Annotated in this window: 7 protein-coding genes; all 7 read left to right on the forward strand. The window is 45.0% G+C overall.

Annotated features, from left to right (window positions below):
- Positions 1-166: 166 nt before the first annotated feature.
- Positions 167-2,323: an FUSC family membrane protein gene (locus HYN43_RS12765; RefSeq protein ID WP_119409711.1), complete on the forward strand. Its 2,157-nt coding sequence runs from the start codon at positions 167-169 to the stop codon at positions 2,321-2,323.
- A 230-nt stretch (positions 2,324-2,553) separates the two neighbouring features.
- A complete protein-coding gene (locus HYN43_RS12770) occupies positions 2,554-3,699 on the forward strand; it encodes a methionine aminotransferase (RefSeq protein ID WP_119409712.1) in 1,146 nt (381 codons plus the stop codon).
- A 177-nt stretch (positions 3,700-3,876) separates the two neighbouring features.
- Entirely contained in the window at positions 3,877-4,659 is a 783-nt protein-coding gene (locus tag HYN43_RS12775; protein ID WP_119409713.1) for an amidohydrolase, read from the forward strand.
- A 260-nt stretch (positions 4,660-4,919) separates the two neighbouring features.
- The gene (locus HYN43_RS12780) at positions 4,920-6,194 is read left to right on the forward strand and encodes a TolC family protein (protein WP_119409714.1); all 1,275 of its coding nucleotides are present in this window, start codon (positions 4,920-4,922) and stop codon (positions 6,192-6,194) included.
- Between the two features lie 20 nt (positions 6,195-6,214).
- A complete protein-coding gene (locus tag HYN43_RS12785) occupies positions 6,215-7,315 on the forward strand; it encodes an efflux RND transporter periplasmic adaptor subunit (RefSeq protein WP_245447265.1) in 1,101 nt (366 codons plus the stop codon).
- 136 nt (positions 7,316-7,451) lie between these two features.
- Positions 7,452-10,589, forward strand: coding sequence for an efflux RND transporter permease subunit (locus HYN43_RS12790; protein WP_119409716.1), 3,138 nt, complete (start codon positions 7,452-7,454; stop codon positions 10,587-10,589).
- A 260-nt stretch (positions 10,590-10,849) separates the two neighbouring features.
- Positions 10,850-13,897 carry a GH92 family glycosyl hydrolase gene (locus HYN43_RS12795; RefSeq protein WP_119409717.1) on the forward strand — a complete coding sequence of 1,016 codons (3,048 nt, stop codon included), beginning with the start codon at positions 10,850-10,852 and terminating at the stop codon, positions 13,895-13,897.
- Positions 13,898-14,066: the final 169 nt, after the last annotated feature.

Below are 14,066 nucleotides of genomic sequence, written 5' to 3' on the forward strand. Positions count from 1 at the left end.
ACGATTATGCAATTAATATGATTTTCATCAAAAAAATGACCATAAATTAAAATTATGTAAATTTACAACCGCATTTTTGGCCTGTAAATTATATTAATAAAAACAGCGCCGGGGCAAACAAATTTTCTTATAATAGTTGGGCTATTTACAACGTATACCTGTTACCATGTCAATAAACAAAAGGGAAGTAAAAAGTTTCTTTTACAGTCAATATTTTTCAGATGGCATCAGGATCTGTATAGGCATTTTACTGCCTTCGTTGCTGTTAATGCAGTTTGGCAAGTTTGATCTGGGCCTAACCCTTTCGCTGGGCGCATTGTGTATTTGCGTAATTGACACACCCGGACCGGTGTCGCACAAGCGCAACGCCATGGCAGCGGGCAACCTGTGTTTGTTTTTGGTGGCGGTTATCACCGGCTTCGCACGTCTTAATGTATTTACGCTCGGTATCGAAATTACCTTTTTCGCCTTTTTGTTTTCCATGTTTACGGTGTATGGCAACAGGGCGGCTTCGGTAGGTACCTGTTCATTGCTCATCATGATTTTCATGATGGATAAAGCGCTTGATGCACCCGAGGTTTTGGGTTACAGTGCCATCATTCTGGCCGGTGGCGTTTGGTATATGATATTCAGCCTGCTGTTTTTCGGCATCCGCCCCTATCGCGCAGCCCAGCAGGCCCTTGGCGAAAACGTAACCGATATAGCCCGCTTTTTACGCATTAAGGCCGATTTTTATTTGTCGGATACCGATATCGATGCCAATTATCACAAGCTGGTTTCCAAACAGATCCAGGTGAGCCAACACCAGGATGCCGTGCGCGAACTACTGTTTAAAAGCCGCATTATGGCCCGCGAATCTACCGCGCCGAGCAGGATACTGGTATTAACTTTTGTTGACCTGGTGGATATTTATGAGCAGATTATGGCTACGCATTATGATTATGGTCACATCCGCGAGCAGTTTAAAGATACCGGCATCCTGGCCGAAATAGCCCGCATTATCCACAGCATGGCCGACGAACTGGACGATATAGCATACATTGTGCTATCCAATACCCGCCGCCGCCACCTTACCGATTTTACAACCGAGCTGGAGAAGCTAAAACTAAAAATTGATTCGATTGGCAAAAGCAAACACGAAACAAGCAACCTTGTACTTAAAAAAATCCTGATCAATCTGCGCTCGCTGAACGAGGGGATCAATAACATTTACAAATATTACAGCTCAAAAGCAGCCGAATCATTAAACGCGCCCAAGGGCGACGTGGAGTACACCGCCTTTGTATCCCACCAGGATTTTGCCCCGCATATCTTCTTTGATAACTTTACGCTGGCCTCCGGGGCGTTTAAACATGCCTTGCGGGTGGCGCTGGTTTGTTTGGTGGGCTTTATTACCGCCAAATTTGTATCGCTGGGACACCACAGTTACTGGGTGTTGCTTACCATTATTGTAATTTTAAAGCCAGGCTTCAGTCTCTCAAAACAGCGTAATTACCAACGTTTAATAGGCACCATTGGCGGCGGCGTTATCGGCATTGCCATATTAACCTTTATCCCCAATGTAACGGCACAATTCATTTTCCTGGTGATATTTATGCTGGGGGCTTACAGCTTTCAGCGCCTTAATTATGTAGTAAGCGTTATTTTCATGACGCCTTATGTGCTTATCCTGTTTAAGTTTTTAGGCGTAGGATTACTGGATGTAGCCCAGGAGCGCATCCTCGACACCATTATCGGCTCGAGCATAGCGCTTATTGCCAGCTACCTGATATTCCCCACCTGGGAGTTTGAACAGATCCAGGAGACCCTGCGCGAGGTTATTGTGGCCAATATCAACTACCTGGTTACCATTGCCGAAAGCATCTCGGGCAAAACCATCAGCGTAACAACTTATAAACTGGCCCGTAAAGAGGTTTACGTAAAATCCGCCAACCTCTCGGCCGCTTTCGAACGGATGACTTCCGAACCCAAAAGCAAACAGCGTAAAATAAAAGATGTACACAAGTTTGTGGTACTTAACCACATCCTCTCATCCTACATCGCCACCATAGCCTCGGCACAAAGCAAAAAAGAAATTCCCGTAGCCCATCCCGACGCCATGAGGCTGATTAAAAAAAGCATCACCGTACTTAATGATACCGGCAAAAAGCTGGAAGCTCAAAATATTGATTTCAATATCGGTAAAATCCCTGTTTTGGATCCGGAAACTGAAAAACCGGTACAACGGGCCGAAGATGTGCTGCTAAAAGAGCAGCTGGGTTTTATTAATAAGATCAGTTATGATATTGCTAAGATTACGGATGGGATATTGTCTGAACCGTGATTTTGGGGGATTGATAGGATGGGCAGGATTTTGTCTGAATCAGAATTTACAGAATTTTAGGATTTTCAGAATTGCTTTGTTACGATCAGACTTGATTCTGTTAATTCTCAAATTCTGTAAATTCTGATTCAGACAACTTGTTTAAACCTATAAATTAAATTATTTCTAAATACAAAAATACCGGGTTACAAGGATAGGTTGCTAAGGTTTTTTCCCTACTTTAGCCATTGATGATACCTGTTGTTTCAAAACTCCCCCAAACCGGAACTACGATTTTCACCGTGATGTCGGCCCTGGCCAACGAGCTGGGGGCTATCAACCTGTCGCAAGGTTTTCCAGATTATGATTGTTCGCCCGAGCTCATCGAGCTGGTTAATAAGGCCATGAAAGCCGGGCACAACCAGTACGCTCCAATGGCCGGGGTAATGGCCCTGCGTGAGCGTATTGCCGAAAAAACAGAGAAACTTTACGGCGCTGTTTACAATCCCGAAACGGAGATCACCATCACTGCCGGAGGCACGCAGGCCATATTTACGGCCATAAGTGCGGTGATCCACCCTAATGATGAGGTGATTATTTTTGAGCCTGCTTTTGATTGCTACGCCCCTGCCATTAAACTGATGGGCGGCGTGGTAAAATCCTTAGCGCTCGAACCGCCCGATTATCGCATTGCCTGGGATATGGTGAAACGACTCATCAACCAAAAAACAAAAATGATTATCCTTAACTCGCCGCATAACCCCACCGCTACCATTTTGCGTAAGGAGGATATAGACGAGCTAAGCGCACTGGTAAAAAACCAGGATATTTTGATTTTGAGCGATGAGGTTTACGAACACCTGATATATGATGGCGAAACCCACCACAGCATGGCCCGCTACCCCGATCTGCAGCAACGCAGCTTCATCGTGGCATCGTTCGGCAAGCCTTTTCATGCCACCGGCTGGAAGGTTGGCTATTGTATGGCACCGGCTTATTTGATGAATGAGTTCCGCAAAATTCACCAGTTTTTGGTGTTCGCCGTGAATACGCCTATCCAGTATGCCATTGCCGAACATTTAAAAAATGAAGAAACTTACCTGGGCTTAACAGCATTTTTTACTGAGAAGCGCGACTACTTCCGCAAAGGCCTTGAGCAAACCCGTTTTGAGCTTTTACCATGCTCCGGATCGTACTTTCAATCAGTAAGTTACCGTGGCCTTAGCGATGAAAAAGACACCGATTATTCTATCCGCATAGCCAAGGAATTTGGGGTGGCTACCATACCGGTTTCGGCCTTTTACAGCAAGGGGATAGATCATCATGTATTACGATTTTGTTTCGCCAAAAGGCAAGAAACTTTGGATAAAGCCGTTGATAGGTTAATTCGTATTTAATTTTTTTGGTTCATGGTTCATAGTTGATGGATCATAGCCGAATCATTTAAGTTTGATTAGGTTCATGGATCACAGTTCATTGATCATGGCCGAGTCGTTTAAGTTTTACCGGAATGGATTAGCCCCCCATGCATTTTTTGCCATGAACCATGATCCATCAACCATGAACTACTAACTATGGAAAATTTAAAAATTACAGTTTTTCAAGGCTACCTTTTTTGGGAAAATACCGATAAAAATCTTCAGAATATCACGCTCCGCTTATCCGGTGGTATCCGCGAAAAAACAGACCTCATCATACTGCCCGAAATGTTCACAACCGGCTTCAGCATGAACGCCGCCGAACTGGCCGAGCCCATGAATGGCAAAACCATGCAATGGATGGAAAAAACCGCCCAACAGTATGATTGCGTAATAACCGGTAGTTTAATCATTAAAGAGAACGGAAAATACTACAACCGCCTCATCTGGATGCGCCCCGATGGCACTTATAATCATTACGATAAACGCCATCTTTTCGGCATGGGCAAAGAAGATGAAACCTACACCGCCGGTACCGAAAAGCTTTTTATTGAACTAAACGGCTGGCGCATTTGCCCGGTAATCTGTTACGATCTTCGCTTCCCGGTATGGCTGCGTAACGTGGAGCAAAACCCTTACGATCTGCTCATCATCGTTGCCAACTGGCCCGAGCGCCGCGCCGCTCACTGGCGCACCCTCATCCCCGCCCGCGCGGTTGAAAACCAGGCTTATGTAATTGCAGTTAACCGTGTTGGCCATGATGGTAACGAAGTTTACCACAGCGGCGATTCAACCTGTATCGATCCTGCAGGCAATGTGGTTTATTATAAACGGGACGAAGAGGATCTTTACACTTTCAGCATTATTGGCGATGAAGTGGCGAAAGTACGTAAGGCATTGCCTTTTTTGAAGGATGCGGATGAGTTTAGGATTGTCTGAACCGGGATTTGGGGGGATTTTTTTGATTAATAGGATTTTCTTTTTGATTAGAGAAAATTCTGTTATACAAAAAGTCCCCTTAAAATAACTGTTCAAAATCCTGCCCATCCCATAAATCTACCCAAATCCCGGTTCAGACAAAATCCAACCCATCCCACACCCCACCCAAATCCCGGTTCAGACAACCCTTAGTTTTCTTCCACTTCATACAAAATTCATAACCAATTTGAATTTTTGTTCTGTTGAATTAGAAGAAGGAAATGCGAACTATAAAATCCCTGCTATTTATATCCCCTTTGTTTTTTAGTTTATTATCACAAAAGGCCGATGCACAGACAGACACGTTAAAAATCAATTTTCAAGACGCTGAAAAACAGTTTATTGAAAATAACCTGAGCCTGCTTGCCCAAAAGTATAATGTTGATGCCTCAAAGGCACTCATACAACAAGCTAAACTGTGGGATAACCCTACCCTGAGCACCGATCAGAACATTCATGACGGTAGCACTAACAAATTTTTTAACCACAGCAACGGCGGCGGACAAATTTTTGTTCAGCTGAGCCAGGTTTTTACCACGGCCGGTAAGCGCGGCAAACAGGTTAAAGTGGCCGAAGACGACTTGAAAGTTCAGGAAGCCGCTTTTAATGATTTGATGCGCAACCTGAAGTATAACCTGCAGCTTGATTTCAGCCAGCTGGCTACGCTTAACGCGCAGCAGATGGTTTACCAAAACGAGGTTAAATCGGCTACCGAGCTGGTTAACGCCATCCAAAAATCGTACGATGTGGGCAACACATCTATGAAGGATCTGATCCGACTGAAAGCTTTGTTATTTGGATTGCAAAACGACATGGTGGAAAACAACCGCCAGATCAACGATCTGCAAACCGAGCTTAAAACACTGCTGCAAACCAAAGAAACCACGTTTATCCAACCGATTGTTAATGATAAACCGGCTGAAAACGTTGATCTCGACATCCAATCGTTAATTAGCCAGGCCATGGCCAACCGCCCGGATTACCTTTCTAACCAGTACCAGTTAAGCTCGGCCACCCATAACCTCGCCTATCAAAAAGCTTTGGCCGTGCCCGATGTTACTGTTGGTGTAGCTTATGACCAGAACAGCAGCTACGCGCCGCATTATTATGGCTTACAGATCGGTTTCCCTATCCCTTTGTTTAACCGCAACCAGGGCAATATCAAATCGGCCCAATACAATATCAAAAGCCAGGAAAGCACTTTAAAGCAAAGCGAATTCCAGCTAAAAAATGATGTTGTAGCAGCAGTTAATCAATATAAATTAAATCAACAACTGTTTTCAACCCAGCAGGTTGCCTTTAACGAGCAGTACGATAAACTGTTTGGCAGCATGCTGAAAAGCTTTCAGCAGCGCCAGATAAGCCTGGTTGAGTTTGTTGATTTTTTTGATACTTATAAAGATACCAAGCTCAAAATACTACAGCAGCAATACAACCTGCAAAAAGCCATTGCCGATTTAAACTTTGCTACCGGCACTACCATAATTAAATCCTGACAAATTTTTTAAAACTTACTATGATGAAAAGAGAAACGCTGTTTTCCGGCATCTCAGCTTTACTATTGCTTGCCGCCTGCAAGGGCAAAACGCCTCCTGTGGTTGAAAACAAACAGGTTTGCGTATCCGATTCGATGGCTCGCATGATCACTATTGATACTGCCAAAACCACAACCATAAAAAATGAGCTGAGCCTCTCGGGCGAGGTATCATACGATGATAACGCCGTAGTGAAGGTATTCCCGTTTTCGGGCGGACAGGTGCTTGACGTTAAGGTATCCCTTGGCGATAAAGTTACCAAAGGCCAAACCCTGGCTATTGTACGCAGCGCCGATGTAGCCGGTAACTATACTGATCTCACCTCGTCGAAAGCCGATGTATCTATCGCCAAACGCCAGTTAGAACAAGCAGAATACCTGTACAAAAACGGCATCTCGAGCGAACGCGATTACACCGAGGCTAAAGAAAATTTCAACAAGGCCGAAGCTGCTTATAACAAAGTAAAAGAGCAAATAGCCATTAACGGCGGCGGCAACACAAGCGCCGGTGGCACCTTGGTTATCAAAGCGCCTGAAAGCGGTTTTGTGGTTGAGAAAAACATCACAGCAGGCAGCTTTATCCGCCCGGATAATAATAACGCCATGTTCACTATCTCCAACATGAAAGATGTTTGGATTTGGGCCAACGTTTTCGAATCAGACATTGCCAAGGTTAAAACCGGTTATACCGCAAGGGTTACTACCGTTGCTTACCCTGATAAAGTTTTTACTGGTAAGGTTGATGCCATCAGTTCGGTGCTTGATCCGGATAATAAGGTAATGAAAATCAAAATCGTGCTGCCAAATGATGGCATGTTGTTAAAGCCAGAAATGTTTACCAATGTGGTGATCAGCAATACAGATAAGGCACAATCGGTATCGGTACCCGCCAAAGCGGTAGTTTTTGATAACAGCAAAAACTTTGTAGTGATCTATAACAACAAATGCGACCTAAAACTGCGCGAAGTAAGCGTAATTAAAACGGTTGAGGATACCAGCTATATCGCTTCGGGCTTAAAACCGGGCGACAGGGTGATTTCAAAAAACCAATTGCTGTTGTACGATGCCCTTGCTGGTGACTAAGTATTAAGTCGAAAGTCATTAGTCGCAAGTTAAAAGCCTTTTTGGCAAGTTGAAGAACTCCTTTTCTCGACTTAAAACTTAAGACTAACGACTATAAACTTAACAGCTTAACCTAAAACTCAATACCGATTTAACAATGAACAAATTCATTAAAAATATAGTATATTTCTCGCTAAGGCACCGCTACTTCGTGTTTTTCATGACACTGATTACGGCTGTAATTGGCGTTTGGAGCTATACCAACACCCCTATTGAAACATTTCCGGATGTTACCAATACCCAGATCATTATTATAGCCCAGTGGCCGGGCCGCAGCGCCGAAGAAGTTGAAAAAATGATCACCATCCCCATGGAGACCGTTTTAAACTCGGTACAAAAAAAGGCTAACCTCCGTACCACTTCGGCTTTCGGTTTATCATACGTGCGTATCATTTTTGATGATGATGTGGATGATGCCTTTGCCCGCCAGCAGGTACTAAGCCGCCTGGGCAATGCCGATTTACCCGACGGTGTAAAACCAGAAGTTGAGCCGCCATACGGCCCTACAGGCGAAATTTATCGCTATACCTTAAAAAGCCGCACCAAGTCAATCCACGAGCTTACTGCTATACAGGATTGGGTGCTCGACCGCCAGTTTAAATCAGTACCCGGCGTTGCCGACGTGAACAGCTTTGGCGGCGAGGAAAAAACTTACGAAGTGAGTGTTAACCCTGCCCTGCTGCGTAAATACGAGCTAACCTCCCTGGATGTGTACAATGCCATTAACCGCAGTAATATTAACGTAGGCGGTGATGTGATTGAGAAAAACGACCAGGCTTATGTAGTACGCGGTATCGGTTTGATCAACAACATCGAAGAGATCCAGAACATCATTATCAAAAATGTAAATAACGTGCCTATCCTGGCCCGCGATATTGCCGAGGTTAAGGAAGCCGGTTTGCCCCGCCTTGGCCAGGTAAGCCGCGACAGGCAGAAAGACGTTATTGAGGGAATCATCGTAATGCGTAAAGGCGAAAACCCTGCCGAAGTTTTAGACAGGATCCGCGCCAAGGTTAAAGACCTGAACGAAAACATTCTGCCTAAAGACGTTAAGATAGATACTTTTTACGACCGTACCAACCTGATGGACTTTTGTACCGAGACGGTGATCCACAACCTGTTGGAAGGTATTGTACTGGTAACCGTAATCGTACTCTTGTTTATGGCCGACTGGCGTACCACCCTTACCGTGGTGATCATCATCCCGCTGGCCTTGCTGTTTGCCTTTATATGTATGCGCATAAAGGGCATGAGCGCCAACCTGCTCTCGATGGGCGCGGTAGATTTCGGGATTATTATAGACGGCGCGGTGGTGATGGTTGAGGGCATATTTGTGGCGCTTGATCATCGGGCCAAAGAAGTAGGCATGCAGAAGTTTAACGGCCTTGCCAAACTGGGTCTGTTTAAAAATGTAGGTGCCGAAATGGGCAAAGCCATCTTCTTTTCCAAACTCATCATCATTACCTGTTTGGTGCCCATCTTCGCTTTCCAGAAGGTAGAAGGTAAAATGTTTTCGCCGTTGGCTTACACGCTTGGTTTCGCGTTGCTGGGTGCGTTGATATTTACGCTTACCCTGGTACCGGCGCTTTCAAGTATCTTACTAAGCAAAAACGTAAAAGAGAAACACAACCCGGTTGTATTGTTTTTTGAAAACGGTATCCGCAAAATGTTTGGCTTTACCTATAAAAACCAAAAGCTGAGTTTAATTGTGGCTGTAGCCTTTATGGCGGTAACTTTCTTTTCTTTCAGATTTTTAGGATCGGAGTTTTTACCCGATTTGAATGAGGGCGCCCTTTGGGTTGAGGCCGAGCTGCCGATGAGCGTTTCGTTAAACGAGGCCGAAAGCATCAACCAGAAAATGATGCAGATCCTCGAAAAATTCCCCGAGGTAAAACAAACCCTTGCCCAGGTAGGCCGTACCAACGATGGTACCGACCCCAAAGGATTTTTCAACGTACAGATCCAGGTGGATTTGAAAAATAAAAAGGAATGGCCTAAAGGTTTAACCGAGGATGCGCTGATAGCCCAGATGGATGCCCAGCTCACCAAAATACCGGGTGCGGTATTCAACTACTCGCAGCCTATCCGCGATAACGTGGACGAAGCCGTTGCGGGTGTAAACGCGTCGTTAGCGGTTAAAATTTTCGGCCCGGATTTCAATACGCTCGATCGTAAGGCTGATAGTGTGATGAGCATTTTAAAAGGCGTTCAGGGCGTTGAAGATTTGGGTGTATTACGTAACCTTGGCCAGCCCGAGTTCAGGATCGAGCTCGATCAGCGTAAGATGGCGTTGTACGGCGTATCAACCGCCGATGCCAACTCGGTAATTGAAATGGCCATTGGCGGTAAAGCGGCTACCGAACTTTACGAGGGCGAACGCCATTTTGATGTACGGATCCGCTATCAAAAACAATTCAGGGATACACAGGATAAAATCGAAAACCTGATGGTACCTACACTTAACGGTTCGAAAATTGCCATTAAGGAGATTGCCTCTATTAAAACAACAACCGGTCCGGCGTTTATTTATCGTGATAACAACACCCGTTACATCGCGGTAAAATTCTCTATCCGCGGCCGCGATTTGGGCAGTACCATTGCCGAGGCGCAGCAGAAAGTTAACGCGCAGGTACACCTTGACCAGGGCTATTCATTTGCCTGGGCGGGCGAGTTTGAAAACCAGCAACGCGCTTCGGCTACCCTGGCGCACGTTGTGCCAATTTGTTTACTGGTGATCTTCCTGATATTGTTCATCACTTTTGGTAATGTAAAAGACGCGTTTTTGGTTATCCTGAACGTACCGTTCGCATTAATTGGAGGTATTCTGGCCCTGCATATTACAGGTACAAACTTCAGTATCTCGGCTGGCATAGGTTTCATCGCCTTGTTTGGGGTTTGTATCCAGAATGGAGTGATCCTGATCTCGGTATTTAAGAAAAACCTTGAAGAACATATGCCTTTGGATACCGCCATTATGGAAGGTGTAATATCACGTGTACGCCCCGTAGTGATGACGGCGTTAATGGCGGCCATCGGTTTGATGCCGGCCGCGGTTTCAACAGGTATCGGTTCTGAAACGCAGAAACCTTTAGCTATTGTAGTTATCGGTGGTTTGGTGACTTCCACCATCCTTACATTGCTGATATTACCTATTATTTACGCTATAGTTTACCGTTTAATTCACCGCAGGGAAAACCGCAAACTTTTGAAAAAAGTTGGGGTGATTAAGGGATAATTAAAAAAACGTAGAGACGCATAATTGCGTCTCCGATAGGACAAGCAGCCTTGCAAAGTCGTTTTCCTTTCATGAATTGCATACGGGAGACGCAATTATGCGTCTCTACATTAAAAAGAAAAAACAGCGATGAATCATGGATTCATCGCTGTTTTTTTATATGCTATCATAACAATAAAATAGTAACCGTAATGGTTAACAAATATTCATCGTAATTAATGTAATTTGTACCCATTCAAACAGAACTGGCCATAAACAATATGTCAATCATAAAACACGTATTTCGCTCATCTTTATCCATCGCCTTATTAACCGCCGTACCTTTCATCTCACCGGCACAAAAGAAAAAAGAAAAAGACAAGGATTACGCGCAACTGGTTGACCCGTTTATAGGTACCGGTGGGCATGGGCATACTTATCCCGGACCGGTCATGCCTTTCGGTATGGTGCAATTAAGTCCGGATACGAGATTGGAGGGTTGGGACGGCTGCTCCGGCTATCATTATACCGATAGTTTGGTTTACGGCTTCTCTCACACCCATTTAAGCGGAACCGGCGTACCTGATTATTGCGACGTACTGTTTATGCCCACCACCGGCGATCCGAAGTTTAAAAACACTGAATACCGCTCGCACTTCAGTAAAAAAAATGAAAACGCCACGCCGGGTTACTATCATACCCTGCTTGATAAATACAATATCGGCGTTGAACTAACAGCAACCACGCGGGTGGGTGTTCATCGCTATAGCTATCCATCAACAGATAAGGCCAATATTATTATCGATTTACAACATCGCGATGAGGTAGTGGATTCGTGGATGGAGGTAGTGAACGAACATGAAGTAAGGGGTTTCAGAATGTCGAAAGGATGGGCCGATAATCAGCCGGTATATTTTTATGCCAAATTTTCTAAACCTTTTAAAACCTATGGTATAGCGTTAAATAATGTAGTGCAAACCGGGCAAAACAAAGTTCAGGGTAAAAATGTGAAACTGTTTTTACAGTTTGATAACCCGGGCGAGGTGATCAGTAAAGTTGGGATTTCGGCAGTAAGCGCCGAAGGGGCTTTGAAAAACCTGGATGCCGAAGTGCCCGATTTCGACTTCAAAAAAATACAGAAAGATGCACGCATAGCCTGGAACCATGAGTTAAACAAGATTCAGGTAGAAGGCGGTGCTCCTGCCCCTGTTCCGCAAAGCCAGCCGGCGGCAGGTACAGGGCCATACAGCTACGCGCCTCCGGCCAAAAAAGTACCACAGGTTGACTATGCAAAAATAAAGCAAACCATATTTTACACCGCGCTTTATCACAGTATGATAGCGCCCAATATTTACAGCGATGTGGATGGGCAATACCGCGGCCTCGATCAGCAGGTACACACCGCCCAGGGCTTTGATTATTACACCGTATTTTCATTATGGGATACCTACCGCGCAGAAAACCCGCTGTTAACGCTGATTGACCGCAAACGCACGCTCGATTTTATTAAAAGCTTTATGGCGATGTACGAGCAGGGCGGTTTATTGCCGATATGGCCACTGGCTACTACCGAAACCTATTGTATGATAGGCAATCACTCCATCCCGGTTATAGTAGATGCCTACGCCAAAGGCATCCGCGATTTTGATGCCGAAAAAGCTTTCACCGCCATGAAAGCGGCGGTAAACCGCAACCAGTTTGGGCTGGATATTTACCGCAAAAACGGCGCGGTACTATCAGATGTGGAAGATGCTTCGGTATCCAAAACATTAGAATATGCTTATGACGATTGGTGCATTGCTCAAATGGCCAAAATGCTGAATAAACCGCAGGATTATGCCGAATATATTCAGCGTGCCCAATACTGGAAAAACGTTTACAATAACCAAAACACCTTTATGCAGGCCCGCTTTAACGGCGGCTGGTTTGAACCATTCGACCCTACCGAGATTAACGGAAATTATACCGAGGGTAATTCATGGCAGTATTCATTCCTTGTGCCGCACGATGTTGAAAGCCTGATTGAAAAAGCGGGTGGGAAACAAGCTTTTGAAACAAAACTGGACGAGTTGTTCAGCACCCAATCAAAATTATCAGGCGCGGATATTCCGGATGTAAGCGGGCTGATTGGCCAGTACGCGCATGGCAACGAGCCAAGCCATCATATAGCCTATTTGTACAACTTTACAGATTCGCCGGATAAAACACAGTTTTATGTAAGCCGCATTTTGCGCGAAGAATACAGCAATAAACCCGATGGTTTGGCAGGGAATGAAGATTGCGGGCAGATGTCGGCCTGGTACGTGATGAGTTCGTTGGGGATTTATAACATCGCTCCCGGTCAGCAGGATTTTCAGATCGGAATCCCCCAGTTTGACAAGGCAACTATCAACCTCGAAAACGGCAAAAAATTTAACATCATGAACCCCGGCGCCGGTATCACCCGCGCCAATATTTATCTGCAAGGCATGAACCTTGATAAAAAAGTGTACAGCAAACTTTTTATCAACTATGATGATATAACCAAAGGGGGCGATTTTGAAGTGTTTACCGGCCGACTGGCCAACCGCATTTTTACGCAGGATTTGGAAAAACCAACCTCAAAAATTACCGATAGCCTCATTGTTGCCAATCCTTACATCATAGCACCGGCCAAATCATTTAAACGTCCTTTCACCATCGAGGTTAAAAGCCAGGATGCTGATGCAAAGATCTATTACACGCTGGATGGCTCGGCCCCTACCGCTGCATCTACATTGTACACCCAGCCCATCAGCATAAGCAATAATATCACCGTAAAAGCCATCGCAATAAAAAATAACAAAAGCAGTTTTGTTGACGAAGCCAGCTTTATCAAGCTTCGCGATGATATTAAACTAACCATCGTAAATAAATACCTGCCCAAATACGCCGCCAAAGGCGATGAGAGCCTGATTGACGGCCAGCACGGCACCACCAACTGGCGACTGGGCAACTGGCAGGGCTACCAGGGCAAGGATTTTATCGGCATTATTGATATGGGCGCTGTTAAACCCGTTGCAGAGGTAGGACTGAACACGCTACAGGATAGCGACGCCTGGATTGTTTTCCCTAAATATGTTCAGTTCTGGATATCAAACGACGGTAAAAACTACAAATTAGCAAGTACCGTTAATACCGAAATTGGTATTAAAGATACCGAAGTGCAAACGCAAAACTTTGCGGCTACGTTAAATACCAGTACACGTTATATTAAAGTGATAGCCAAGCAGTATGGCCCGCTGCCTGATTGGCATGAGAATAAAGGAAGCCAATCATATATTTTTGCTGATGAGATAACGGTGAAGTAGGTGTGATTTGGTGATTGGAGGTTAGGGATTGGTTAAATAGTTTTCACTGCCGTCGTTGGTGTCGTCACCATAGCTGTTCGGAAGAAATAAAAGAGCGGGGAATTGTGCGATTCCCTCCCTTGGGAGGGTGTAGGGAGGGGTTTCTACACCCTGCATATTCGTCGGGCAA

Origin of the sequence: Mucilaginibacter celer, assembly GCF_003576455.2 — a bacterium.
Classification (GTDB): domain Bacteria; phylum Bacteroidota; class Bacteroidia; order Sphingobacteriales; family Sphingobacteriaceae; genus Mucilaginibacter; species Mucilaginibacter celer.

Coding starts and splice junctions, on each gene's coding strand:
- HYN43_RS12780 (WP_119409714.1), top strand. CDS start 4,920: ATGCGAACTATAAAATCCCTGCTATTTATATCCCCTTTGTTTTTTAGT.
- HYN43_RS12775 (WP_119409713.1), top strand. CDS start 3,877: ATGGAAAATTTAAAAATTACAGTTTTTCAAGGCTACCTTTTTTGGGAA.
- HYN43_RS12770 (WP_119409712.1), top strand. CDS start 2,554: ATGATACCTGTTGTTTCAAAACTCCCCCAAACCGGAACTACGATTTTC.
- HYN43_RS12790 (WP_119409716.1), top strand. CDS start 7,452: ATGAACAAATTCATTAAAAATATAGTATATTTCTCGCTAAGGCACCGC.
- HYN43_RS12765 (WP_119409711.1), top strand. CDS start 167: ATGTCAATAAACAAAAGGGAAGTAAAAAGTTTCTTTTACAGTCAATAT.
- HYN43_RS12795 (WP_119409717.1), top strand. CDS start 10,850: ATGTCAATCATAAAACACGTATTTCGCTCATCTTTATCCATCGCCTTA.
- HYN43_RS12785 (WP_245447265.1), top strand. CDS start 6,215: ATGATGAAAAGAGAAACGCTGTTTTCCGGCATCTCAGCTTTACTATTG.